Below are 25,186 nucleotides of genomic sequence, written 5' to 3' on the forward strand. Positions count from 1 at the left end.
ATGGTCTGCAGCGGCACCGTGTGGTCGCATGGCGAGCGCGTCGTTCAGGCTGCGACCGATGATACGTTCGCGACATCGATCTCGATGGAAAGCGTCTGCCTTAACCCGTGAGGTTGCCGGTTCTCGATCTCGAGCGTGCCTCCCTGTCGTTCGACAATTTCCTTGGCGATGGCCAGGCCGAGCCCGGCGCCGGGAATTGCCTGGCGGCGGGCCGGATCGGCGCGAAAGAACGGTTCGAAGGCACTTGCCAGGAATTGTTCGGGAATGCCGGGACCGTTGTCATCGATCAGGACGACAGCGCGGCGATCGTGAACGCGCAGGCTTACGATGGCGCCGCCGCCATGGGTTGCGGCATTGATGATGAGATTGCGCAGGGCGCGCTTGAGTGCGAGCGGTGAGATCTTGACGCTGCTGTGATCGAGTCCGGCAATTGTCACCCGCATCTTGATCAGGGTGAGTTCGGCACAAACGTCCCCGACGAGTTCGTCGAGTCTGACGTGTTCGGTGCCTTTTCCGACGGTCTCTTCCCGAACGAGCTGGATGGCGCTGTCGGCAATGTGATCCATTTCATCGAGGTCATGCAGCCACTCCTCACGCTCTCGTTCGTTGAGAAATTCGGCGCGCAGACGCATGCGTGTCATGGGTGTCCGCAAATCGTGCCCTGCGGCAGCCACAAGTCTGATCTTGCTGTCCATCGCTTTTTTCAGACTTGCGCCCATCATGTTCAGTGCCTGAGCGGTTGCCTTGATTTCGATAGACCCTTCTTCTTTGAGCACGGGCAGCACGCCGTCCTTACCAACGGACATCGCCATGCTCTGCAGCAATTTAAGCTGGTTCGTCGTCTGATGGGCGACCGTAAGAGCAACCCCGATGACGCCAACCGTGATCAGTACCATCCAGCCGGCGAGGCCCCACCACACTTCAGGAGGCGGCGCGTGCTCGCGTATGGGCCAGCTCAGCCAGCCGGGGCCCATCTTGATGGACGCCCATCGTTGGCCATCCGGCGTTTGCTTGACGAAAATGTCGAAATTGGCTTGCGATTTTTGAAATGCTTCCTGCAGAAGCTTGGTCGGCGCTTCCAGAAGCTTTCCCTCGATGGGCGCCGGCTGAAGATGAAAGACTGCATCGTTTCCGCGAAAGGTGATGCTGTTGGAAAATGCAGCGACGCGAGACGTCAATCCGTCACGAAAATCCTTTTCGACCAGCCCGAGTATCATTTGCGACATCACGGCGCTGGCCAGGATCACCACACAAAGGACCGAGCCCACGAGCATCAAGGAAAATCGAATGCGTATGGAGTTCATGTGTCTGCGCCAATGGTTTCAACGCGTGCCGAGAAAATGTAGCCGCCGTTACGCACGGTTTTGATCAACTGGAAATCATCATTGTCGCCAAGCTTCTTGCGCAACCGGCTCATCAACACGTCGATCGAGCGATCGAACACGTCGTCGGAGCTGCGGTTCGTCAGTTCGATCAGTTGATCACGCGAGAGTAGGCGACCCGGCCGTCTGACGAGCACCAGCAGGAGTTCAAATTCGGCTGTCGTGAGATCGAACGGCTGCCCGTTTTCGTCCAGCAACTGCCGCGCGCCGGGATAGAGTTTAAATCTGCCGAAGTGATGTTCGAGCACCTGAGAGAGGTGGATATCCTGCGTCACCTTGCGACGAAGAACCGCGCGGATGCGGGCGAGCAATTCGCGCGGATTGAACGGCTTGCCGAGATAGTCGTCCGCGCCGATTTCGAGGCCGATGATCCGGTCGACATCCTCCTTCAGCGCCGTCAGCAGGATGACGGGTATCTCGGAACCCTCTCGCCGAAGATCGCGGCAGATATCGAGCCCTGACCCATCGGGGAGCAGGACATCGAGAACGATCAGGCTGACCTCGTTGGTCTGCAGCGCTTCCTTCATCGTTCGCTGGTCGGAGGCGATGGATACGCGGTAGCCTTGTTCGGTCAGATAGCGTCCCAGCAGTTTTCGTATGGCAAGATCGTCATCGACGATGAGGATGTGAGACATGGTCTGCATTGGGCGGCATCCGGCTCCAGGCGGTTGTTCGTTCAACGTGACTGCTGATGTCGTAGCATAGCTGTCTTGGGCGGAGGGACGGTAATCACTGTCATGCATGTCCGATCATTCCGTCACCGGCATCGCGTCGTCATTCCACTCGGGAGGTGCTCCCATTTTCCCGCCGATGAAGGCGGAAACGCCGGTGCGCCCGAAAGCATCACAGGCGGCGTATTTGGGCTTGCCCCCAAAGGCCGAATTCACGCGCTGTAGACTGGGCGTGGACAGCTTCTTGTCGAACGGATTTTCACCGGTAATGAGGAGCTTGCTGAAATCTGCGCCGAACTCGCCCGCCAGATCGTAGGCATCGCCGGATGCCGCAACGCGCGGCGTGCTCGTCAACATGTCGGCATCGCGGGCCCAGACGAATGCCGCTTTCTGCTGGCCTTGTACGTCGCGGGCTTCCGCCTCGACCGACAGGCCGCCCATGCCGTACGGGATTCTGGGCACGACGATGGGAAAGCCTGCACTGATGAACATAGGTGCGGCGGAGGCAACTTTGGCGGCCCCAGCGACATTCGGATCGGTGACGGTCACACGCGTCACGGTGACATGCACCGTTAGGTCGGCGGGTTGCCCGGATGGGACCACATTGAAGCGGTCGCTCAGTCCGATACAGACGGAACGGTCGACAGCATTCGCGATGACGCGACGTTGCTTGTCGGTGAGGGCGGCTCGAGATGCGGCATGAGAGAATGACGTGGGTATGATGCTGACACTCCTGGCCGCCAGGACACCGGCCTTGTCGACGCGCATCTTGGATTTGGTAGTGATGCCGTCGGCCGGCGCGAGATCGTTATACGAGGCGAGAGACCCTGATGTCTCCAGCTGCGCCGTGGCGCATCCAGCGACAGTTGCTGTCAGAGCGTGCAGGCATATCAGTTTCAACACGTGGTTGATGGCGTTCGCGCGCATAGAGATGTCCCCCAATAGTCAGGGACACTGCGTACGGAGACAAATTGTCAGCCACATTGCGAAAGATTACGGATCAGCCGCCATTTGTTTCAGAACATTGCAGAGGGAGGCGCGCTAGTTCTTGCCCGGCATTTTCGCGGCGATGATGTCATCGGCCTTGACCCAGCCGGGCGTGCCCACCGCGAAGCGTGCCTTCGCACGTGACGCCAGATCGCGGGCGGTCTTGTTGTCGCCGCGCAGGAAGGCCGCCTGGGCCGAGGCCAGGTCGGCCTCTGCGAGTTCGCCCTTGCGGCCATAGGCCATGGCGAGCTGCATGTAGCCGACGGGCGCTTCACTCTCACGCGCCACGGCAGTGCGCAGGATGCGGATCGCCTCGTCGGTATAGGCCTTGTTGTCGGAGGCGACGAGCGCCTGGCCGAGCATCATCTCGATCAGTGGCGCGTTGTTGGAGAGCTGCACCGCACGGCGCAGCGGCGCGATCGCCTCGTTGGGCTTGCCGCCTTCCAGCAGTGCCTGGCCGCGTAACTCGTAGAAATATGGATCGTTAGGCTGCGCCTTGATCAGCGCATCGATCTGCTCGACAGCCACGCGCAGATCGCCATGGCGATAGGTGGCGATGGCACGGGCATATTGCGCGGGCAGGCTGGTGTCGGATGGCGGATAGCGCCGCAGCACCGTGTCACGCTGCTCCATGAAGCCGGCGGTCTTGGCGCGCATCAACTCGTGGCGCAGCATCAGCGCCGGATCGTCCTTCTTGTCCCAATAGGGACTCGACTTCGCAAGCTCCTCGAGGGCGGCAACGCGCTCTCGGGGCATCGGATGCGACATCATATACGGGTCGCTTCCGCGTGCTGCGAACAGGCTGTCGGTGCCGAAGCGCTGGAACGTCTCGTACATGCCCTTGGACGACTGGCCGGTCTGGTTCAGGAATTTGACGCCGGCGCGATCGGCGTTTTCTTCCTGCTGCCGCTGATAGGACAGCATCGTATTCATCATCATCGCTTGCGGCGCGGCGACCGCTGCGGCGCCGATATTGCCGGCAGCACCATTGGAGTTGCCGCCGCGCGCTCCGGCCGCCATGGCGCCGACGCCGAGCAGCATCGCCACGATCATCTGGGTCTGTGCCTGTGCCATGCGCTCGCGCAGCTTTGACAGATGGCCGCCGGCGAGATGGCCGGTTTCGTGGGCGAGCACGCCGATCAGCTGGTTCGGCGTCTGTGACTGCATCAGCGCGCCGTGATTGACGAAGATGCGGCGACCGTCAGCGACAAAGGCATTGAAGCTGGCATTGTTGATGATGACGACCTGGATGTTCTGCTTTTCGAGGCCTGCGGCGCGCAGGATCGGGCGCGTATAGTCACGCAGCAGCTGTTCGATCTCGGCGTCGCGCAGCAGGCGCGGAGCGTCGCCTTGCTGCGCATGGGCGGCCATTGGCGTCAGCGTCAACGCCGCCGCGGTCAGCAGCGTGGTCAGCTTCGAGAACAATCGAGATGCAGCCCTTTTAGGCTGCAGCTGCAGGTCTTTCATCATTGGCCGAGGTTCGGATTCGATATAAGCCCTAACAAGTCAAATATTGCGGCGGGAGCGCGGCGTTGCTCCCATGCCGTAACGTGCATAACGCCGCGCAGATAGCAGATTTCCATGCCAGATACGATCCTCAAAACCCGGGCACACAGCCTTCTTGCAGCCTCCGGCCGCAGCAACGTTCCCCCGTTCATGGTGATGGATGTGATGGCCGCTGCGGCGCGGATCGAGGCCGCTGGCGGGCACGTGATTCACATGGAAGTCGGACAGCCGGCAGCGCCCGCGCCCAAGGTGGCCATCGAGGCTGCACAGGCTGCACTGGCGCACGGGCGGATCGATTATACCGCTGCGCTTGGCACCCCGTCGCTGCGTGCGCGGATCTCCAGGCATTATCGCGACGTCTATGGCTGCACGGTCGATCCGGAGCAGATCGTGGTGACCACCGGCTCCTCCGGCGCGTTCATCCTGTCCTTCCTGGCCCTGTTCGAGCCCGGCGACCGCGTCGCCGTCACCGTGCCTGGCTATCCGCCGTATCGGCATATTCTGACTGCGCTGGGCTGCGAGCCGGTGCTGATCGAAACCCATGCCGACAAGCGGCACGCTCTGACTGCCGAGGATCTGCTCGCCGCGCATCGCGAAAAGCCGCTGAAGGGCGTGCTGGTCGCGAGCCCGGCCAATCCCACGGGCACCATGATGTCGCGCGAAGCGCTCACCAGCCTGATCCACGCGGCCGATGATGCGGGCATTCGCTTCATCTCCGACGAGATCTATCATGGGCTCGATTATGCATTTCCGGCCGTGACCGCGGCCGAGCTGTCGCCGAACGCGCTGGTGATCAATTCCTTCTCGAAATACTTTTGCATGACCGGCTGGCGCGTCGGCTGGATGGTTGTGCCCAAGCCGCTGGTGCGGTCCATGGAACGACTGCAGCAGAACCTGTCGATCTCGGTGCCGACGCTGTCGCAGATTGCGGCAGAAGCTGCGTTCGACGGTCATGCACAGATGGAAGACATCAAGCATGGCTATCAGGAGAACCGCCGCATCCTGACCGCAGGATTGCCGCAAGCGGGTCTCACGGACTTCCTGCCGGCCGACGGCGCCTTCTATCTCTATGCAGACGTATCGAAATTCACGTCGGACAGCTTCGATTTCGCCAAGCAGATGCTGGAACAGGCACATGTGGCCGCAACGCCCGGCAGCGACTTCGATCCGATCCACGGCAAGTCCTATATTCGTTTCTCCTATGCGAGCTCGAGCGAAGACATGCATGAGGCGGTCGCACGGATCAGCAAATGGCTCGGGCAGGGCGGCCCGAAGTGAGGGAGCAGATTTTGCCGGCTGATTCATCCTTCTCGAATGCACGCCACGTCTCGATCGCCGACGTGTGGTGGCCGGCCCGCCGCAAAGGCTTCGCCGTCGTACGGCGTGCCATAGTGCTGGCGGCGTTTGGAGTCGCGTTGTTGGCGGTTTCGGCGAAGATCAATCTGCCACTGCCATATGTGCCGATGACCCTGCAGACGCTGGTCGTTTTGATGATCGGCGCCGTCTATGGCTGGCGCCTCGGCACGTTGACGATCATCGCCTATCTCGCCGTCGGTGCATTGGGATTGCCGGTGTTCGCCGGGCCCGTTGGCGGTCTCAAACCGCTCACAGGGGCGACGGCCGGCTTCCTGTCGGGTTTCGTCGTTGCTGCGTTCGTCACGGGCTGGTTCAGCGAACGCGGATGGGATCGCTCGATGGTCCGCCTGTTCGTTGCCATGGCCATCGGCCACATCGTGATTATGGCCATGGGCTTTGTCTGGCTGGCTTACGGTATGAAGCTCGGCGCCGAGAAAGCCTGGTTGGTCGGCGTCATGCCGTTCCTGGCGGGGGCATTAGTGAAGAACACATTGGGCGCGATCCTAGTGCCCGTCCTGCGCGGAATGGTTGATCGCCGGTATCGCTGAACGCTCGGCGCGATATTTGTTCGTTAATCGCCCAAGTAATTCCGCGTGGCGGCTTGCAAGAGGCCGCCCATGTGACTAATGACCGCGGCAGTAAAAATGCTCAGGGAGTTGAAGCGGAATGTCTGCGGTAACGGCAACGGCGGGTCCGGGAGCGGCCGCTCCGGTCAAAAAGCCCTGGTACAAGGTTCTCTATATTCAGGTGCTGATCGCTATCGTGATCGGTGTGCTGGTCGGGTGGCTGGAGCCTCAGTTCGCCACCAATGAATGGATCAAGGCGCTCGGCGACGGCTTCATCAAGCTGATCAAGATGGTGATCGCGCCGATCATCTTCTGTACCGTGGTGTCTGGCATTGCCCATATCCAGGACGCCAAGAAGGTCGGCCGCGTCGGCATCAAGGCGCTGGTCTATTTCGAGATCGTCTCGACCTTCGCGCTGATCCTCGGCCTTGTGATGGGCAACCTGTTCCAGGTCGGCCATGGTCTGGTGACCAAGACCGAGGGCAGCGCGGGCGCAGTCGCCAATTACGTCAAGCAGGCTGAAGCGACGAAGTCGGTCGATTTCGTGCTCAACATCATTCCTGACAGTGTCGTTGGCGCCTTCGCCAAGGGCGACATCCTGCAGGTGCTGTTGTTCGCGATCCTGTTCGGTTTCGCGCTGATGGCGCTGGGCGAGCGTGGCCACAGGTTGCGCGACATGATTGATGAGACGTCGCATGCCGTGTTCGGCGTGATCGCCATTGTCATGAAGGCAGCCCCCCTCGGCGCATTCGGCGCGATGGCCTACACCATTGGCAAGTTCGGCCCGGCGGCGCTCACCAACCTGTTGAGCCTGATCGTGCTGTTCTACGCGACCGCAGCACTGTTCGTGGTGGTCGTGCTCGGCATCATTGCCCGCATCGTCGGCTTCAACATCTTCAAGTTCATCGTCTACATCAAGGATGAGCTTTTGATCGTGCTCGGCACTTCTTCGTCGGAAAGCGCGTTGCCGCAGCTGATGGAGAAGCTGCAGCGTCTGGGCTGTTCGAAGTCGGTTGTCGGCCTCGTGGTGCCGACCGGCTATTCGTTCAACCTCGACGGCACCAACATCTACATGACCCTGGCGACGCTGTTCATCGCCCAGGCGCTCGGTGTGGATCTGTCGTTCGGCCAGCAGGTGACTATCCTGATCGTGGCGATGCTGACCTCCAAGGGCGCTTCGGGCGTCACCGGCGCCGGCTTCATCACGCTGGCAGCCACGCTGTCGGTGGTTGATCCGCGTCTGGTGCCAGGCATGGCGATCGTGTTCTCGATCGACAAGTTCATGAGCGAGGTGCGCGCGCTTACCAACATCACGGGCAACGGCATTGCTACGGTGTTCGTGTCGTGGTGGGAAGGCGAGCTTGATCATGACACGATGCATGCCAATCTCAACAAGACCATCGATCCGTCGGATGTCGAAACGGCAATCACGACGGACTGATCCGCAGTAGATTGCAGCAATAAAAAAGCCGCCCGGTTTTGCCGGGCGGCTTTTCGTTGTTGCGTTGAGAGCGCTTAGTCGTTGCCGAGGACGCGTGACCACCAGCCGGCTTTACGGGGCTGGCTTTCGACCGCGGGGGCCGGTGCAGCGGCTGGAGCAGGTGCCGGCTCCGGGGCTGTAGCGACGGGCGCTGCCGCGGGCTGTGGCTCCGGAGATGTCGAACCGAAGTTGACCTTTTCGCGGACCGTCGAGCGGCGGCGGGCTGCGGCTTTGTCATCTTCCTGCGGTGCCGCGGCTTCCTGCACGGGGGTAGGTGCTGCGACGGGAGCAGGAGCGACCGGCGTCGGCTCGGGCACGGCTGGAGCGAACATTGGCACGGCGTTGTGACGGCTCTGTTCGGCCTCTGGCTGTGGCGCTGCATAGGACGTCACGGTGTCCGAAGCTGCGTACTGGTGCGGCTGTGCGTCGTCACGCGTGTCCTGACCTTCGAGATCGGCCACGGCATCGCTGGCTTCCGAGGTCTGCGTCGGTCCGAGTTCATCGGAGATCGATCCGGCCAGACCTTCGTCGTTACCACCACGCCGGCGGCGTCCGCCGCGACGGCCACGGCGACGCGGGCGACGCTCGCCATCGGCCGGCTGATCGGCGCGGGCCTCACGAGGCTGATCGTCGGCCTCGTCGTCTTCACCTTCGCTGTCGTCGCCAACGGTTTCGACGTTACCTTCGACCGTGCCTTCAGCGGCGTTCTGGAGATCGCCGCCCTCGCGACCGGGAGCGCCGCCTTCGCGTGCCTCACCGGAGCGACCACGACGGCGCCGACGGCGCTTGCGCTTGCGCCCATCGCTGTCTGCATCGCCGGTGGCGCTTTCACCCGAGGTATCGTCGTCGGTGAGACCTTCGGTCTCCTCGGTTTCGATCTCGGCTTCCGTCTCGAACAGATCTTCGTCGTCGAAAGGTTCTTCTTCCAGCGGCGGCGGGAAGGCTGCGACCTGCGCCGCGAGAAGTGCCTTGGCGGCTTCCAGCGTGTGGACCTGTTCGCCGCGGTCGATCACGAAGGACTGCTGACCGCTGACATTCGGATCGGCGATGACGGCGAGGGTCACCTTGAAGCTGTTTTCGAGATCGCGCAGATGGCCACGCTTGTGGTTCAGCACATAGAGCGCGACATCGGTGCGGGTGCGCACGATCAGGTTATGCGTGGCGCCCTTCATCAGGATTTCTTCGAGACCGCGCAGCAACTGCAGGGCCACCGACGACACCGAACGGACATGACCGCTGCCGCCGCAATGCGGGCAGATATCCGTGGAGCTTTCCAGCACGCTGGCGCGGATGCGCTGGCGCGACATTTCGAGCAGGCCGAAATGCGAGATGCGGCCGACCTGAATGCGCGCGCGATCCTGGCGCAGGCAGTCGCTCATCTTGCGTTCGACAGCGCGGTTATTGCGCTTCTCGTCCATGTCGATGAAGTCGATCACGATCAGACCGGCGAGATCGCGCAGGCGGAGCTGACGCGCCACTTCCTCGGCCGCTTCGAGATTGGTTTTCAGCGCGGTATCTTCGATGTGGTGCTCGCGGGTCGAACGGCCCGAGTTCACGTCGATCGAAACCAAGGCTTCGGTCTGGTTGATGACGATGTAGCCACCGGAGCGGAGCTGCACGGTCGGCGAGAACATCGCGTCCAACTGGCTCTCGACGCCCATGCGCGAGAATAGCGGCTGGCCGTCGCGATACTGTTTCACCGCGCGCACATTGCTCGGCATCAACATGTGCATGAAGTCGCGCGCTTCCTGATAGCCGGCTTCGCCAGCGACCTGAATTTCGTCGATTTCCTTGTTGTAGAGGTCGCGCAGCGAACGCTTGATCAGCGAGCCTTCCTCATAGACGAGGGTTGGGGCCTGCGACTTCAGCGTCATGTCGCGGACGGTTTCCCACATCCGGATCAGGTATTCGAAATCGCGCTTGATTTCCGGCTTGGTGCGCGAGGCACCGGCGGTGCGCAGGATGATCCCCATGCCTTCCGGCACGTCGAGGTCCGACACCACTTCCTTGAGACGCGAACGATCCTGTGCCGAGGTGATCTTGCGCGAGATGCCGCCGCCACGGGCAGTGTTCGGCATCAGCACGGCGTAGCGGCCGGCGAGCGACAGGTAGGTGGTCAGCGCAGCGCCCTTGTTGCCGCGCTCTTCCTTGACGACCTGCACCAGCATGACCTGGCGACGCTTGATGACTTCCTGGATCTTGTACTGGCGACGCGGACGGAAGGCGCGCTCGGGGACTTCCTCGAGAACGTCGTCACCGCCGACGGATTCGACCTGATCCTCTTCGGCTTCTTCCTCGCCGTCGTCTTCGTCTTCCTCGTCGTCGTGTTCGTCGCTGTCAGCGGCAGCGGTGTGCTCACTCTCGGCACGCTCTTCGTGGTGAACGTCCTCGGCATGCGCCGCGTTCTCTTCGGCATGAGCGGCCTGAATCTGTTCGTCATGCGCGTGATCATCATGCGCTTCGGCGGCGACTGGCGCCGGCGTCTCCGTAACGGCTTCAACCGGGGCAGGCGAGAAGCCTGCCGAAACAGGCTGTTCGGTCACAGGCTCGGATGCAACGACCTCGGACACGACGACCTCGGGAGCCGCAGCTTCGGCAGCGACGCTCTCGGACGCGACCGGTGCGGCGGCATGATCGTGGTGATCATGGTCGTGCGCATGATCGCCTGCGGCGTGCTCATGCGCGTGGATGTGCTCGTGACCGTCATGGTCATGATGGTCGTGATCGGCAGCGTGGTGCCCGTCATCATGGGTATGGCTGTGGACCTCGAAGGCCGGATCGCGCGGCTGTTCGGCCTGCGACGGATCGATCGCTGTCGTATCGACGACATCGCTCTGCACCCGCTCGCCACGGTCGCGGCGACGGGAGTTGCGATGACGCGAGCGCTTACGGTTGGAGCGGTTTTCGGTCTCTTCCTCAGCTTCGCGATGGGCGCGTTCATCCGCCTCGATTAGCGCCTGACGGTCGGCGACCGGGATCTGGTAATAGTCCGGATGAATTTCGCTGAAAGCGAGAAAGCCGTGGCGGTTGCCACCGTATTCGATGAAGGCGGCCTGCAGCGACGGTTCGACGCGCGTGACCTTGGCGAGGTAGATATTGCCGCGGAGCTGCTTGCGCTGCGCAGTCTCGAAATCAAACTCTTCGACGCGATTGCCGCGAACCACGACGACCCGGGTCTCTTCCGGGTGGGTCGCATCGATCAACATTTTGTTTGGCATTTGGAAGCTCATGGAGGCGGACGGCATGCGTGGCGGCAAGCGCGTGTCGCGCAGCCGGGTGACGCAACGGTCCACCTGATTCGGGGGTGAGGGGAAGGCCGAAACACAGCCCTGAACGCCGTGCCGATCGCGAGGTCAGTGCGGGGCGACGCGCGAGGCTTGGGCCTCGCATCGGCATAGTTCCCACCTGGGTCTCGGTCGGCATCACAGTCTGGCGCATCAAGCGTCGGCCCGTCTGAACATCTTGGCGGCAAAGGCGCCGCCTTTTGCTGACGTCCGGCGCGCCGCAGAACGCGGTCACCGGCTGTCGCATACTCCGCCCGTAAGGCCGGAATAATCGGTCATGAAGTGTCTAAAGCCGCCCCGGGAGCGAGAAAGGACCTGGGACCGGACACCGCCTGGGCTAAGACCGCCTCTCTGGGCAACCGCGCGCTGCGCTGGTTGTAGAGAGGAGGCCGGAAAACGCTGGATCCACCGATAGATGGTCGGGGGAACGAGCGTTGCACCGGGAGGCTGAACGCGACACAACCGGGAGTTAAACCGTCAGCTCTTCGTACATACGAGGAATGGGGGTCGCATGCAAGGGAAGCGTCACAAGGCTGCAACACTCAGGCTTATTCGATATGGCCGACTTAAGCTCCGGTTAACCCTGCAATCCTATTGGGTTAATGAGGGGCTGCTTCGGAGGCAGTGGATTCGTTGACGAGCCGCGCAAACCACATCGTCAGGCTGGCCACGGTGCTCTTCAGTGCCGGTTTTGGGCTGTTTTGGTGCCCGAACTCCGCCCAGGCCGCCGGCGAGACGCCACGCGCGGAAGTCGAGGGCGTTTTCCCGATCGCCTCCGACGTGCGGATCGCGGGCGACGAGAAACAGACCCGTTTCATTCTCGATCTCGACCGGAAGATCCCGCTGCGTGCCTTTGCGCTGGCTGACCCATATCGGGTGGTCATCGATCTTCCCCAGGTCAATTTCCATCTCGATCCCGGCGCCGGGACGGTCTCCCGCGGCCTGATCAAGGCGTTCCGCTACGGTCTGGTGATGCCGGGCGGGTCGCGCATGGTGTTTGACCTGACCGGACCAGCCAAGATCAAGAATTCCTACGCGCTCGATCCCGCTAACGGGCAGCCGGCGCGGATGGTGATCGAACTCGAATCGGTCGATCGCACCACATTCGTACAGGCGCTGGCGGTTGAGAATCGCCCGGATCTGCGACCGGCCGTCGGAACGACTGCTGCGGCATCTCCGGTTGCCACCAAGGTGGTCGCCAGCGCCGCGCCCGATGCCGCGCCGGACGCCCGTCCAGTCATCGTGATCGATCCCGGTCATGGCGGCATCGACAACGGCACCCAGGCTGGCGGCGAGAGCGAGAAGGGGATCGTGCTGGGTTTCGGTTTGGCCCTGCGTGACCGTCTGGAGAAGCTCGGCAAATACCGCATCGTGATGACCCGCGCCGACGATACGTTCATTCCCCTGGATGAACGGGTGAAGGTGGCGCGCAACCAGTCGGCCGCCTTGTTTGTCTCCATCCATGCCGACGCATTGCCGCGCGGCGAGGGCGATGCGCAGGGCGCTACTGTTTACACACTGTCCGACAAGGCCTCCGACGCGGAGGCGGAGCGGCTGGCAGACTCGGAAAACAAGGCGGACGCCATTGCCGGTGTCAATCTGACGGAAGAGCCAACCGACGTCGCCGACATCCTGATCGACTTGGCGCAGCGCGAAACCCGGACCTTCTCGAATCGCTTTGCTCGGCTGGTGGTGGGCGAGATGAAGACCACGGCGCGGATGCACAAGCATCCCCTGAAATCGGCAGGTTTCCGCGTGCTCAAGGCCCCGGACGTCCCCTCAGTGCTGATCGAACTGGGTTACGTGTCCAACAAGGACGATCTCCAGCAACTGATGTCCGAGAACTGGCGCTCCAAGACTGTCGGGGCAGTCGCCAAGGCGATCGACGGGTTCTTCTCCAAGCGGATGGTCTCTGCCGGCCCGGGAAACTGACGACCGGAACTGAAAATGACAAATCTTTCAGTACGAAAGCCTTGGTCTTCAGTATGAAAGCCCTAGTTTGGCCACAGCCGGCGCTCTATAAAAAATTCCGAGCGGCCGTCAGAATCGGTCAAGACTGACGGCCATTTCGGGTTGTCTCCTTAGCTGATTTTTGCCGCGGGACTTGTTGCTGACTTCGCGCCCATGGGGCCGCCGTATGCTATATTGCGGCACAGCGATTGAAACGGATCGTCGATAATGCGTCTGCTGGTACGGTTTCTGGGTTTCTTGTTCGCTGCAGGAACCGTGGTGTTCCTGGTGGGCGTCGCCGCCGCAGCCGGGCTGATCTGGCATTATTCCAAGGACTTACCAGACTATTCGCAGCTTCAGGATTATGAGCCGCCGGTCATGACGCGCGTCCATGCGGCAGACGGTGCACTGCTTGGCGAATACTCCAAGGAGCGCCGGCTCTATCTGCCGATTCAGGCCGTGCCGAAGCTGGTGATCAACGCGTTCCTCGCGGCCGAAGACAAGAATTTCTACGAGCATGGTGGCCTCGATTATTCGGGCATGGCGCGCGCGATGGTGCTTTACGCGCAGAACCTTGGCTCCAACCGCAGGCCGCAGGGCGCGTCGACGATCACGCAGCAGGTTGCGAAGAACTTCCTTCTGACCAACGAGGTCTCCTTCACCCGCAAGATCAAGGAAGCCTTGCTGGCGATGCGCATCGAGCGCACCTATTCGAAGGACAAGATCCTCGAACTGTATCTCAACGAAATCTATCTCGGCCTCGGTGCCTATGGCATCGCCGCCGCCTCGCTGGTCTATTTCGACAAGTCGGTGAACGAACTGACCGTCTCGGAAGCAGCGTATCTCGCAGCTTTGCCGAAGGCGCCGTCGTCGCTGCATCCGATCAAGAACCGCGACCGTGCCATCGAGCGCCGCAACTATGTGGTTGATCGTCTGCTGGAGAACGGCTGGATCAAGCAGGCCGATGCCGACAAGGCGCGCAAGGAGACGCTGACCGTCACCGGCCGCAACAGTTCGGGTCACATCTTTGCCGGCGAGTATTTTGCCGAGGAAGTGCGCCGCGACATCCTGGAACGCTACGGCGAAAAGAAGCTCTATGAAGGCGGTCTCTCGGTCCGCACCACACTGGATCCCAAGCTGCAGGTGATGGCGCGCAAGACCATGACCAACGGCCTGATCAATTTCGACGAGGTGCGTGGCTGGCGCGGGGCGACCAACAAGATCGATATTTCCGGTGACTGGGGCGTGAAGCTCGCCGAGGTCAAAGCGCTGTCCGACATCGCGCCGTGGAAGCTCGCGGTCGTGCTGGATGTCAGCGATCAGTCGGCGCGGATCGGCTTTCAGCCGGGCCGTGAACTCGGCGGTGCCGTGCTCAAGGATCGCCAGACCGGCATCCTCACGTTGGATGGCGTGCGCTGGGCCAAACCCGCCGCCGGCCCGACAAAGGGCAAAACACCGACGGCCGTGTCGCAGGTTTTGGCCGCGGGCGACGTCATCTATGTCGATCCGCTCACAAACAAGGACGGCTCGGTCGTCGAAGGCCAGTTCCGGCTGCGGCAGTATCCGGAAGTGTCCGGCGCCATGGTTGCGATGGATCCCTTGACCGGACGTGTGCTCGCCATGGTCGGCGGCTTCTCGTTCGACCAGAGCCAGTTCAATCGCGCCACGCAGGCCTATCGTCAGCCCGGCTCATCCTTCAAGCCGCTGGTCTATTCGGCAGCGATGGACAATGGCTACACGCCGTCCACCGTCGTGGTCGACGCGCCGATCGAGATCGATCAGGGGCAGGGCGCCGGGGTGTGGCGTCCGGAAAACTATTCGACCGGTAAGTATTACGGCCCGGTGACGCTGCGCAACGCGCTCATGCGCTCGCTGAACACGGTTACGGTACGTCTGGCGCAGGACGTCGGCATGCCGCTGATCGGCGAATATGCCAAGCGGTTCGGCGTCTATGATGAATTGCCGAATTATCTGTCCTATGCGCTCGGCGCCGGTGAAACGACCGTCATGCGGATGGTGACGGCCTATTCGATGTTCGCCAATGGCGGCCGCCGCGTGAAATCGACGCTGATCGACCGTATTCAGGACCGTTACGGGCATACGATCTTTAAGCACGACCAGCGCGAATGCCGCGGTTGCGACGCGCCCGAGGGCTGGAAAAACCAGGCCGAGCCGCAGCTGGTCGATCGCCGCGAGCAGGTACTCGACGCCATGACCGCTTACCAGATCACCTCGATGATGGAAGGCGTCGTGCAGGGCGGTACTGCGACCGTGCTCCGCGAAGTCGGTAAACCGATAGCCGGCAAGACCGGCACGACCAATGACGAGAAGGATGCCTGGTTCATCGGCTTCTCGCCTGACGTCGTCGTCGGTATCTATGTCGGTTACGACAAGCCCCGGAACCTCGGCAACAAGGCCACAGGCGGTGCGCTGGCTGCGCCAATCGCGAAGGACTTCATGAAGCTTGCGCTCGCCGACAAGCCGGCCGTGCCGTTCCGCGTGCCTGCCGGCATCAAGCTGATCCGCGTCGACGCCAAGTCGGGCATGCGCGCCGGACCGGGCGATGGCGGTCGCACCATCCTCGAGGCCTTCAAGCCGGGCACCGCGCCGCCGGACAACTACTCTGTGATCGGTGTCGCCGATGCGGACGGTCGTTCGCTCTCGGTGTCGCCGGAAACCGACCGCAGTTTCATGCGACCGGGAACGGGCGGCCTGTATTGAGGCCTGTCTGACCTACAGCAGATCCTTGCGGATTGCGCTTTGCCGCGCACGCCGCTACATCCCGATCACCATTCGTATTGCGGCTGATGCCGCCAGATCAGAGTTTCCATGCGCGCTGAAATCGAACGCCTCGTAGAAGAGATCAAGCAGTCAGTCGGGCTGCTGAGGAGGCATCTTTGACGTCGATGCATCCACGGCACGACTTGCAGAGCTGAACGCTCTCGCCGAAGACCCCAATCTCTGGAACGACCCGCAAAAGGCCCAAAGGCTGATGCAGGAGCGCACCTCGCTAGAGGATTCGCTTCAGGGCATCGGCAAGGTCATGCGCGAACTCGACGATAATATCGAAATGATCGAGCTCGGCGAGGCCGAGGGCGATCAGGGCGTGGTGACCGAAGCCGAGAATGCGCTCAAGGCGCTGAAGAAAGAGGTTGCGCGCCGCGAGCTGGAAGCGCTGCTCTCTGGCGAGGCCGATCGCTTCGACACCTATCTCGAAGTCCATGCCGGCGCCGGCGGCACCGAGAGCCAGGACTGGGCCTCGATGCTGCTGCGCATGTATACGCGCTGGGCTGAAAAGCACGGTTTCAAGATCGAGTATCTCGAAGAGACGCAGGGTGAAGAAGCCGGCATCAAATCGGCGACCATTCAGATCTCCGGTCACAATGCCTATGGCTGGCTGAAGACCGAGGGCGGCGTGCATCGTCTAGTGCGTATCTCGCCTTACGACTCCAATGCCCGTCGTCACACCTCGTTCTCGAGCGTCGCGATCTTCCCGGTCGTGGACGACAGCATCAAGATCGACATCAACGAGTCCGATGTGCGCGTCGATACGATGCGTTCAGGCGGCGCCGGCGGTCAGCACGTCAACAAGACGGAATCCGCCGTACGTCTGACGCATATTCCGAGTGGCGTGGCCGTGGTCTGTCAGGCCGGCCGTTCGCAGCACAAGAACAAGGCCCAGGCCTGGGACATGCTGCGCGCGCGACTCTACGAAATCGAGTTGAAGAAGCGCGAAGAGAAGGCCGCTGCCGATCAGGCTGCCAAGACCGATATCGGCTGGGGGCACCAGATCCGTTCTTATGTGCTGCAGCCCTATCAGATGGTGAAGGACCTGCGCACCGGCGTGCAGACGTCGGACACCTCAGGCGTGCTCGACGGCGATCTTGATGAGTTCATGGCGGCGACACTGGCGCAGCGTGCCTTCGGCACATCGCCAGGCGCAATCGACGACGTGGACTGAGCCATGCCCCATGTTGCGTTCATCGGTTTGGGACGCATGGGGCACGGCATGGCCGGCTGCTATCTCGAAGCCGGCTTCAGCGTTGCCGTCTGGAATCGCAGCAGGGCGAAAGCAGAAGATCTGATCGCACGTGGCGCACGCTGGGCAGCTTCACCGGCGGATGCAGCCGAAGGTGCCGATGCCATCGTCACGATGGTCGCCGATGACGAGGCTTCACAGACTGTGTGGCTCGGCATTGATGGTGCCGGGCGAACCGCGAAGGCGGGCGCGCTGGCGATCCAATGTTCGACAGTGTCGCACCAGCACGCGCTCGACCTTGCCAAGGCGCTGCAGGATCGCGGGCTGACCTACATCGATTGCCCTGTCACCGGTCTGCCGGATGCGGCTGCGTGCGGCAAACTCACGCTGCTGGTCGGTGCGGATACTGCGGACCTCGACAAGGCCCGGCCGTTCCTGGCGCCGATCGGATCGACGATCCGGCATTTCGGCCCCGTCGGATCGGGTACGGTTTACAAGCTGATCAACAACCTGATGGGCGCAATCCATATCGCTGGGCTCGCCGAAGGTCTGGCCATCGCAGAACATGCCGGGCTGGACATGAAGCTGGTGCTGGAGTCCATCGCGAGCGGCGTCGCGGCAAGCCCACAGGTGCTGCGACATGCGCCGCGGATGGTGGCCCGCGATTATTCAGGTGCATCCTTCACCGCTGCATTGCGCCATAAGGATGCGGCCTATGCTGTGAGATTGGCGGAGCAGCTTTTGCAGGCCAGGCCGCTGGTCGGCGCGGCGGCTGTTGAAGCCTATGAAAAGGCAAAGGCTTTCGCGCCCGACGATGACGAAGCCAAAATGATCGAGCTCATCTCGCAACCGAGAGACGGCTGAGCAAGCTAACCGCCCGCCAAAGTCTGCGGCGTCTTGAAACAGTCGCGTCGCTGCGTGGCCGCTTCCGTTCTTCCTTTCACCCGATATCATCCCCATGCCGGAACTCAATATCCGGCGCTGGCTTATCCTGACGCCGCATGTCGCGGTGTCACGAATTCAACGGGGTGTGGGGCATGAAGAAGATCATTCCAATTCTTGCTGTTGGCGTTGCATTGATGCTGGGCGGCTGCGGCCGCGATCCCGGACCAGCAGGTCCGAAGGGCGAAACCGGCGCGCAGGGGCCGGCCGGTCCGCAGGGTGCGCAAGGCGTTCAGGGCATTCCCGGCGCGCAGGGGCAGGCGGGTGCACAGGGACCTCAAGGTCCGCAGGGCACGCCCGGCGCCAAGGGTGACAAGGGCGATGCGGCACCAGTGAGCTTCCGCGCGGTGCAGGCAGATGGCGCGATTAGCTGCGAGGCGACGGAGACGCTGGTGTCCGTTGTCTGCCCGAGTGGCGGCGCACCGGATGGCACGAAGTGCACCACGACGCCAACCGTTGGTCTCTGTTTGAAGAAGTAATTGTGTGGCAGATTGAAATCGGCTGCTAGCAAACCGGCCCCTCGCTCGCAGGTGAGCGAGGGACCTTCAAACTTGCGGATGCGTGCTAGACCTTGCCGTCGCTGCGTCGTCCGTAACTCGGAGGCACCGAAATCACGAGATAGTATTCACACCGGCGCGCGGTCTTGTTCTCGAACCAGTGCTCGACATCGACTTCGAAATACAGCGAGTCACCCTCATCCAGAACGGTCTCGGTATCCTTGGTTCTCACGGTGACGCGTCCGTGCGTGGCAAGGACGTGTTTGGATGTGCCCTGCGGGTAGGCGGGCAATTTGCCGGTCGAGGTTTTCGGGGGCAGGTGATGCAGGACGACTTCCACTGCCATGCCGGCCATGACGGGCGACAGCAGGAAGCGCTCGAAGCCCGTCTTTGAATCGCGAAAGATCTGGCGTTGATCCTTGCGCACCACGGCGAAGGCGCGGCGCGGCGCGTCGTCGTCGCCCATCAGCGTCGAGAACGATGTTTCCAGAGCCAGCGCGATACGTCGCGCGACCCCGATCGTCGGGCTCTTCTCGCCGCGTTCGACTTTCGACAGCATCGCCCGACTGACACCGGACTGCTTGGAGAACTGCTCCAGGGTGAGGTTGGCCTGTTCACGCAATATGCGAACCCGATCGCCGAATGCGCGACTGACGGGGTCTTCACGAACGACCTTCCGCGTCGCCGGTTTCGCCATATCGGGTGCTGCTCCAATGTCATTCGCGGATGTAATCCGCCGATGATTCCATCTTAGGCGCCGTTGCCCGCCATGTCACATCCTGCTGCGGCAGATGACCGCGTGCGTCTTCTAAAGAATAAATAGCCGGGATGATCAGCTTGCCAAAATCTTCTATCGAAGATAGGTGTATCTTTAGAAGATGCTGGCGATCCGTTCGCCGGACAAGCAGACATATCAGGAGGAAGAATGCACCTTGTTACTTTCCTGCATGAGGGCCGGGCCACGGTTGGCATTGCGGATCAGGCGCTCACTCAGGTCTCGCCGCTGCCGCGCGACGTTGCCCCCGATATGATCGCGCTAATTGCCAATTTCGATAGCCTGAAGGGTACGCTTACCGCTTCAGCGGGCGCGCCCCTTCCTATCGCCAGCGTTGAGCTTCTTGCGCCAATCCCGCGCCCGGCACGCAACGTGTTTTGCGTTGGCAAGAACTACCATGAGCACGCGAAGGAATTCGCGGGCAGCGGTTTCGACTCCTCGGCAAAGGAAGTCGTGCCGGAAGCGCCAGTCATCTTCACGAAGCCGTCGAGCACGGTGATCGGTTCCGGCAAGTCGATTCCGAATTATCTCGATCCGACCGACAGCACCGACTACGAAGGCGAGCTGACGGTCGTCATCGGGCGTGGCGGCCGCGGCATCAAGAAGGAAGACGCGCTGGCGCATGTGTTCGGTTACACGATCATCAATGACGTCACGGCACGCACGCTGCAGCACAAGCATCGTCAGTGGTTCATCGGCAAGGGCATCGACGGTTTCTGCCCGATGGGTCCGGCGATCCTGACCGCTGACGAGATGCCCGACCCGACGAAAATGCGACTGACGACATCCGTCAACGGCGAAAAGCGCCAGGATGCGTCGGTGACCGATCTCATCTTCGACATTCCGACGCTGATCGAGACGCTCTCGGCAGGGATCACGCTGGAGCCGGGCGATCTGATCGCGACCGGAACGCCGGCTGGCGTCGGCCTCGGCTTCACGCCGCCGCGCTTCCTGAAGAAGGGCGACGTGGTTACGATCGAGGTCAGCGGCATCGGCAAACTCGAAAACCCGGTCGGCTGATTAAGCCTACACAGGTTGCGGTTTTGATGAAGAGGCGCGGGGCATCATCTGCCCCACGCTCAATTCTGCGAGCTTCAGCAACTTAGAGCTTTGAAAGAGCTCCAAGGCGCGCAGGCGCTGTCTCCCGAGATGGTGCGTCGTCCCCTGGATGCGACTGAAACCAATGCGTTGCTCAAAAACAAAACGGGAGACAAATATGAAACGTCGTGACTTCATTGCCGGCCTCGGGGGCTTGTCGACGCTCGCTTTGACCGGTCAGGGTGTACGCGCGCAGGAAGCCTGGCCGAGCCGCAACATCACCATGGTCGTGCCATTTCCGGCTGGCGGGCAGGCCGACATCGCCGCGCGTCCGGTCGCGAGCTATATGCAGAAGGTCCTCGGCAAGCCGGTCATCATCGACAACCGCAGCGGCGCTGGCGGCTCGCTCGGCAACGCGACCGTTGCCCGCGCCCAGCCTGACGGGCATACGCTGCTGATGACGCTGTCGTCGCTTGCGGTGCTGCCTGAGTCGGATCGCATCTACGATCGGCCGGTCGCCTATGAAGTCGATCAACTGCAGCCTGTTGCGCGCGTGCTCGCAGATCCGACCCTGTTCGCCGTGCCGGCCAGCGCGCCGTGGAAGACGATTCAGGAATTCGTCGCTGACGCCAAGGCGCGTCCCGGAGCGATATCGTACGGATCGTCGGGTCCGTTCGGTACGCTGCACGTTTCGATGGAGATGTTTGCGATCGCCGCCGGCATCAAGCTGCTCCACGTCCCTTATCGCGGCGCAACGCCTGCGATCAGCGATCTCCTGGGTGGCCAAATCCAGGCGCTCGCCTCGGCGCCGGGCACGCTCAAGCAACATGTGGATGCCGGGACATTGCGTGTTCTCGCAAACTTCGGCGGCGAACGCCTCGCTGCCTTCCCGAATCTGCCGACGTTCAAGGAACTGGGCTATCCCGATGTCGAATTCTACATCTGGGCCGGCCTGTTTGCGCCGAAGGGAATGCCCGCACCGGTCGTGACCAAGTTGCGTGAGACAATGAAGCAGGCGATGAGCGATCCGGAAGTCACGAAGACATTCGAGGCTGCCGGCAATATGCCCGCCTATCAGGACTCGGAAGAGTTCGCGGCATTTGTGGCCAAGGACAGCGCGCGTCTGGTTGCCGTCGCAAGGAAGATCGGCAAGGTCTAACTGCGGCTGCGCGTCCACTCCGACAGCCAAGCCGTGAAGCGGCCGTTGTCGCGGGTGCCGCCATGCCAGGCGGCAGTCACCTGACCGTCGCTTGCAACCATCAGCACCACGTCGAGACCCGCCGAACGGCGCAGGGTCTCGACGGCCTGCTGCGGCGTCTGTGCGATCGGGCCAGCGACGTTGAATGAGGTATTCACCGAGAGCTCAACGCCGATATGGCGACCGAGCGCCTTGAGATAGGCATAGGTTAGTGGATCGTCCTCGGCGCGGACGATCTGGATACGGCCGGTGCCATCGGCATGAATAACGGCCGGAATTCTCTCCCGTGCATGCGGCTTCGATTGCGCCGTCAGCACCATGTAATTGTAGGCGTTGTAGTTCGCGTCGGATGCGCCCTCCAGCAAATCGAAATACTCGTGCGCCGCGTCAAGCGTCGCCATCGGTGCCAACGGGCGGATCGCCTCGCGATATTTCACGCGTTCATTGAGCCGTTCCCGCGTACCGGCGTCGCAGGGATTGGCGAGGATCGAGCGATGTCCGAGCGCGCGTGGGCCGGTTTCCGCCGCGCCCTGATAGAGCGCGATGATGGCGTTCTGTCCGACCACGAAGGCCATCAGGTCGGCAATTGTATCGCAGCCCTCAGGCGTTGAGATATTGCCGATCGTCTGTGTCTTGATGTCATCGGCCTGCAGTGCCGCGGTGATGTCGCCCTGCGTCGGCGCATCACCGCAATAGAAAGCGTGCGTCATCGGGGCGCCGCGTGGCGCGCCGGCGAGATGCGCTAACATCCAGGCCGCGCCGATGGTCACGCCGGGGTCGCCGGGTGTCGGTGGAATCCACAGATGCAGTCGTTTTGCACGCCCCTGAGTCTGCTTGAACCAGTTCTCGTCGAAATGCTGTAGCAGCCGCATATTGCCGAGTGCGTTCAGCGCCACGCCACCGGTGAGCACCAGCCGATGCGCGCCGGTGGTGCGCAGCAGATGATCGACGACGTGCTTCATCGCGTCCTCGAACACAAGCTGCGTCGCTGCCGCTTTATCGAGACGGTCCTGCGTATCCGGCCGGTGCTGGATATCTTCGACGCGCAGCACGGCGTCCGGATTCCAGAGCTGATCTGGCTTGAGCGGCTCGCCGAGAATCTTGATCAATGCGGACTTATAAGGCGCCTCGAACGGGTCGCAATACCAGTTGCCCATGGCGCGGTTGAGTTGGATCTCACCATTCGCACCGAAATGCAGCACCTCGCGCAACCGTGCGTAATACGGATTGCTGGCGCGATCCATGTCGCCCCAGGCAGCAGCGCCCATATAGCGGCCTTCGCTCGACAGCCATGTCCAGCCGCCCTGTGTCGACGAGATGACGCTGTAGAACGCACCCAAGGAGTCGAAGACGCTGTTATTGCAATAGAGCCGCTGCATCTCGCCATGCTTGGCGACATATAGGGAGACCGAGCCCAGATCCCCTGTACCATCCAGCACGGCGATCGCGACCGGTTCGTCATCGGGGAAGGGCGATGCGGCAAAGGAGAACCAGGCGTGGTTGTCGTGATGGGGCACCATCAGCAGCGGGACACGCGCGGGCAGGCCGAATTGCTTGCGGAGCAGCTTCGGGGTCCGCGTCATCTGCTCGAGGCGCCGTGCGTCGAAGCTGACGGAGTTCTTGGTGCGCAGCAGCTTCAATCCGTCGGGAAGTTCTTCGACGATGCTTCGCACCAGCGTGCCGAGCAGATCGGGATAGTCCCAGGTCGTCATCCATGCATCGATATCGGCGACGTCACGGCCCATCGCTTGCAGCGTGACGCGCATCGCATCGAGTGCTGCGCGCGGATATTGCGTGGTGTGCTTGTCGCCCGAGAAGCGTTCTTCTTCGTTGTTGACGATGAGGCGCGGCCCGTGAGCCCGCGTGACTTCGACCAGCGCTACGCCGGAATTGTGCGTGCCGGGCAGTCCGAGGCCGGCGAGCAGAACCGTTTCGCCGCGCGCCAGCTTGGCGCGGAGCTCCGAGATGCGACGGACCGTAAAGTGGGAGTCGTTGGCATGAAATCCTGCCAGCGTCATCGCCCAGGTCGCGACCCGACGTGTGGCGCGGAAACAGAACCGGCCGAGGCGGGGGAAACGGGGACCAATGCGTCGGGGGGATTTCAACGGGGTGCCTCGGATTGACGGAGACCCGCTTCAATCACATCAGGGGCAGGGCAACAATGCCCCGCATGCTGCAATTAGCCTGCGTTGAGGCGCACGCCGGCGCGGAGAAATTTCTGCGGGTCGACGGCCTCGCCGTCAATCCGGGTTTCATAGTGCAGATGCGGACCGGTGGAGCGGCCGGTCGAGCCCACTTGGCCGATCATCTGGCCGATCTTGATGATATCGCCGACCTTGACGTTGATCACGGACATATGGCCGTAGCGGGTCGACAATCCGTTGCCATGGTCGATCTCGACCATGCGGCCGTAGCCGCCGGCATAGGCCGCGGAAACGACACGGCCATTGGCCGTGGCGCGGATCGGGTCGCCCGTGGCGCCGCGGAAATCGAGGCCCGTATGCATTGCGGGGCGGCCGAGGAACGGGTCGCTGCGGACGCCGAAGCCTGAGGTGAATTCGACTTCGCCGACGACCGGCTTGCGATAGGGCACCAGCGCCATCGTCCGGTTGAGCTTGTCCATCTGCGCGCGGGTCACGTGGATGCGGTAGAGCTGGCGTTCGAACGGATCCGCGCTCGATGACAATTTGACCGGCACAAACGGGCCGCCCATGGGCGCGCGCGGTGTGGCGGATTCGAGTTTCGCCATATTCAGCCCGAGGTCCGAAATCGCGCCACGCATGCGGCGAACCTTGGAGTCCATGGATTCTTCAGCCGCGGCGAGTGTCGCGATCTGGCGGCTCTCGACCTGATCGAGCGAAGCCTGCAAGCGACCGATCACATTGTCGACGCCGCCGAGTTTGGCGAACTGGTTGGGTTGCTGGGCGGTGAGCGCGGGGGTGCGGGACTCAAGCCGCGCTTCGCGGTCCGGCGGCGCCACGAAGGTCACCGTGTCGCTGATCGGCGAAGGCTTGGGGATCGATGTCGTCGGCTCGATCGCGGCTCCACGGGCCGGCGGCTTGCCAATCGAACCTGTAATCGACAGATCGGGCATGGCGCCGAGCGCCGTGGCGCGCGATTCCAGCGTGGTCTGCCGGCGCATGACCTGATCGAGCTTCTGGTCGAACTGTTCCTGGTCCAGCATCTGGCGGCTGGTGGTGCGGTCGATCTTGGCGCGGAGTTCTGCGATGCGATCTTCGTAGGCATATTGCATGTCCGCCTGGCGCGCGATGAGCTTGGTCAGCACGTCGTCGCGAAAGGCAAAGTAAGTGGCTGTGGCCGCAGACCATGCTCCCAGCACGGTCACCGTGCCGACGACGATCCAGAACACCACAGGTCCGATGCGAACCTGCTTGCCGCGATGGGCGATCGTGTAATCGCTTTGACTGGCTTTGGAGGCGGGCACCTTGACCGGCCCGACGCGGCGCGCCTGTGGCCGTCCATGGTCGTGTGCGTGGTGTTGAGGGTACTCGGCATATTGGGTAGGGCGGTTCGACATCAGCACTCCTGATGCCAGCCGGAGACTCGTCGGCTGG

Annotated in this window: 18 protein-coding genes; 10 read left to right on the forward strand and 8 right to left on the reverse strand. The window is 62.2% G+C overall.

The features are described 5' to 3' along the window. Positions 1-44 precede the first annotated feature (44 nt). From LPB73_RS10855 to LPB73_RS10870, 4 genes are all read right to left on the reverse strand, one after another. The gene (locus tag LPB73_RS10855) at positions 45-1,250 is read right to left on the reverse strand and encodes an ATP-binding protein (RefSeq protein WP_231080574.1); all 1,206 of its coding nucleotides are present in this window, start codon (positions 1,248-1,250) and stop codon (positions 45-47) included. A 50-nt stretch (positions 1,251-1,300) separates the two neighbouring features. Further along, positions 1,301-2,026, reverse strand: a complete 726-nt coding sequence (locus LPB73_RS10860) for a response regulator (protein ID WP_231080575.1) — start codon at positions 2,024-2,026, stop codon at positions 1,301-1,303. A gap of 105 nt (positions 2,027-2,131) precedes the next feature. Then, the gene (locus tag LPB73_RS10865) at positions 2,132-2,980 is read right to left on the reverse strand and encodes a DUF3313 family protein (protein ID WP_184516964.1); all 849 of its coding nucleotides are present in this window, start codon (positions 2,978-2,980) and stop codon (positions 2,132-2,134) included. A 114-nt stretch (positions 2,981-3,094) separates the two neighbouring features. Beyond that, positions 3,095-4,507, reverse strand: a complete 1,413-nt coding sequence (locus LPB73_RS10870; RefSeq protein ID WP_414716907.1) for a M48 family metalloprotease — start codon at positions 4,505-4,507, stop codon at positions 3,095-3,097. Positions 4,508-4,621: 114 nt separating this feature from the next. Between LPB73_RS10870 and LPB73_RS10875 the strand changes: the two genes are divergently transcribed. From LPB73_RS10875 to LPB73_RS10885, 3 genes are all read left to right on the forward strand, one after another. Next, positions 4,622-5,824 (forward strand): pyridoxal phosphate-dependent aminotransferase, encoded by a 1,203-nt coding sequence (locus LPB73_RS10875; RefSeq protein WP_231080577.1) that lies wholly within the window; start codon positions 4,622-4,624, stop codon positions 5,822-5,824. Positions 5,825-5,835: 11 nt separating this feature from the next. Then, complete coding sequence (locus LPB73_RS10880) at positions 5,836-6,450, forward strand: biotin transporter BioY (RefSeq protein WP_414716882.1); 615 nt, start codon at positions 5,836-5,838, stop codon at positions 6,448-6,450. Positions 6,451-6,568: 118 nt separating this feature from the next. Further along, positions 6,569-7,909 (forward strand): dicarboxylate/amino acid:cation symporter, encoded by a 1,341-nt coding sequence (locus LPB73_RS10885; protein ID WP_120289380.1) that lies wholly within the window; start codon positions 6,569-6,571, stop codon positions 7,907-7,909. A gap of 74 nt (positions 7,910-7,983) precedes the next feature. Here LPB73_RS10885 and LPB73_RS10890 read toward each other — a convergent pair whose 3' ends face one another. Further along, positions 7,984-11,166: an Rne/Rng family ribonuclease gene (locus LPB73_RS10890; RefSeq protein WP_231080578.1), complete on the reverse strand. Its 3,183-nt coding sequence runs from the start codon at positions 11,164-11,166 to the stop codon at positions 7,984-7,986. A gap of 699 nt (positions 11,167-11,865) precedes the next feature. On the opposite strand from LPB73_RS10890, the gene LPB73_RS10895 reads away from it, so the two are divergent. From LPB73_RS10895 to LPB73_RS29155, 5 genes are all read left to right on the forward strand, one after another. Continuing rightward, positions 11,866-13,164: an N-acetylmuramoyl-L-alanine amidase gene (locus LPB73_RS10895; protein ID WP_093759080.1), complete on the forward strand. Its 1,299-nt coding sequence runs from the start codon at positions 11,866-11,868 to the stop codon at positions 13,162-13,164. 246 nt (positions 13,165-13,410) lie between these two features. After that, positions 13,411-15,903, forward strand: a complete 2,493-nt coding sequence (locus tag LPB73_RS10900; protein WP_231080579.1) for a penicillin-binding protein 1A — start codon at positions 13,411-13,413, stop codon at positions 15,901-15,903. A 108-nt stretch (positions 15,904-16,011) separates the two neighbouring features. Then, positions 16,012-17,143 (forward strand): peptide chain release factor 2 gene (gene prfB / locus LPB73_RS10905; RefSeq protein ID WP_139285829.1). Its coding sequence is split into 2 segments (ribosomal slippage): positions 16,012-16,080 and positions 16,082-17,143, totalling 1,131 coding nucleotides; the frame shifts between segments, so codons are not numbered across the junction. Positions 17,144-17,146: 3 nt separating this feature from the next. Further along, a complete protein-coding gene (locus LPB73_RS10910; RefSeq protein WP_231080580.1) occupies positions 17,147-18,025 on the forward strand; it encodes an NAD(P)-dependent oxidoreductase in 879 nt (292 codons plus the stop codon). Positions 18,026-18,198: 173 nt separating this feature from the next. Then, entirely contained in the window at positions 18,199-18,582 is a 384-nt protein-coding gene (locus LPB73_RS29155) for a hypothetical protein (RefSeq protein ID WP_116662286.1), read from the forward strand. A gap of 85 nt (positions 18,583-18,667) precedes the next feature. Here LPB73_RS29155 and LPB73_RS10920 read toward each other — a convergent pair whose 3' ends face one another. Then, on the reverse strand, positions 18,668-19,297 hold the full coding sequence (locus LPB73_RS10920) for a helix-turn-helix domain-containing protein (protein ID WP_231080581.1): 630 nt from the start codon (positions 19,295-19,297) through the stop codon (positions 18,668-18,670). Between the two features lie 228 nt (positions 19,298-19,525). Between LPB73_RS10920 and LPB73_RS10925 the strand changes: the two genes are divergently transcribed. Both LPB73_RS10925 and LPB73_RS10930 read left to right on the forward strand, forming a co-directional pair. Further along, positions 19,526-20,395 carry a fumarylacetoacetate hydrolase family protein gene (locus LPB73_RS10925; RefSeq protein ID WP_231080582.1) on the forward strand — a complete coding sequence of 290 codons (870 nt, stop codon included), beginning with the start codon at positions 19,526-19,528 and terminating at the stop codon, positions 20,393-20,395. Positions 20,396-20,591: 196 nt separating this feature from the next. Next, positions 20,592-21,572 (forward strand): tripartite tricarboxylate transporter substrate binding protein, encoded by a 981-nt coding sequence (locus tag LPB73_RS10930; protein WP_089264130.1) that lies wholly within the window; start codon positions 20,592-20,594, stop codon positions 21,570-21,572. On the opposite strand, the gene LPB73_RS10935 is transcribed toward LPB73_RS10930, so the two are convergent. Continuing rightward, on the reverse strand, positions 21,569-23,629 hold the full coding sequence (locus tag LPB73_RS10935; protein ID WP_231080583.1) for a carbamoyltransferase C-terminal domain-containing protein: 2,061 nt from the start codon (positions 23,627-23,629) through the stop codon (positions 21,569-21,571). The two genes, LPB73_RS10930 and LPB73_RS10935, sit on opposite strands and share 4 nt — an antisense overlap. Before the next feature lie 161 nt (positions 23,630-23,790). After that, positions 23,791-25,149: a M23 family metallopeptidase gene (locus tag LPB73_RS10940; protein WP_231080584.1), complete on the reverse strand. Its 1,359-nt coding sequence runs from the start codon at positions 25,147-25,149 to the stop codon at positions 23,791-23,793. Positions 25,150-25,186 lie beyond the last annotated feature (37 nt).

The organism is Tardiphaga sp. 37S4, from assembly GCF_021044645.1.
GTDB classification, from domain to species: Bacteria; Pseudomonadota; Alphaproteobacteria; order Rhizobiales; family Xanthobacteraceae; genus Tardiphaga; species Tardiphaga robiniae.

What these genes read in the sequence shown, in the direction of transcription:
- LPB73_RS29155 (WP_116662286.1), top strand. Translation starts at nt 18,199, where the DNA reads ATGAAGAAGATCATTCCAATTCTTGCTGTTGGCGTTGCATTGATGCTG.
- LPB73_RS10920 (WP_231080581.1), bottom strand. Translation starts at nt 19,297, where the DNA reads ATGGCGAAACCGGCGACGCGGAAGGTCGTTCGTGAAGACCCCGTCAGT.
- LPB73_RS10870 (WP_414716907.1), bottom strand. Translation starts at nt 4,507, where the DNA reads ATGAAAGACCTGCAGCTGCAGCCTAAAAGGGCTGCATCTCGATTGTTC.
- LPB73_RS10865 (WP_184516964.1), bottom strand. Translation starts at nt 2,980, where the DNA reads ATGCGCGCGAACGCCATCAACCACGTGTTGAAACTGATATGCCTGCAC.
- LPB73_RS10940 (WP_231080584.1), bottom strand. Translation starts at nt 25,149, where the DNA reads ATGTCGAACCGCCCTACCCAATATGCCGAGTACCCTCAACACCACGCA.
- LPB73_RS10900 (WP_231080579.1), top strand. Translation starts at nt 13,411, where the DNA reads ATGCGTCTGCTGGTACGGTTTCTGGGTTTCTTGTTCGCTGCAGGAACC.
- LPB73_RS10875 (WP_231080577.1), top strand. Translation starts at nt 4,622, where the DNA reads ATGCCAGATACGATCCTCAAAACCCGGGCACACAGCCTTCTTGCAGCC.
- LPB73_RS10885 (WP_120289380.1), top strand. Translation starts at nt 6,569, where the DNA reads ATGTCTGCGGTAACGGCAACGGCGGGTCCGGGAGCGGCCGCTCCGGTC.
- LPB73_RS10860 (WP_231080575.1), bottom strand. Translation starts at nt 2,026, where the DNA reads ATGCAGACCATGTCTCACATCCTCATCGTCGATGACGATCTTGCCATA.
- LPB73_RS10930 (WP_089264130.1), top strand. Translation starts at nt 20,592, where the DNA reads ATGAAACGTCGTGACTTCATTGCCGGCCTCGGGGGCTTGTCGACGCTC.
- LPB73_RS10890 (WP_231080578.1), bottom strand. Translation starts at nt 11,166, where the DNA reads ATGCCAAACAAAATGTTGATCGATGCGACCCACCCGGAAGAGACCCGG.
- LPB73_RS10910 (WP_231080580.1), top strand. Translation starts at nt 17,147, where the DNA reads ATGCCCCATGTTGCGTTCATCGGTTTGGGACGCATGGGGCACGGCATG.
- LPB73_RS10935 (WP_231080583.1), bottom strand. Translation starts at nt 23,629, where the DNA reads ATGACGCTGGCAGGATTTCATGCCAACGACTCCCACTTTACGGTCCGT.
- LPB73_RS10925 (WP_231080582.1), top strand. Translation starts at nt 19,526, where the DNA reads ATGCACCTTGTTACTTTCCTGCATGAGGGCCGGGCCACGGTTGGCATT.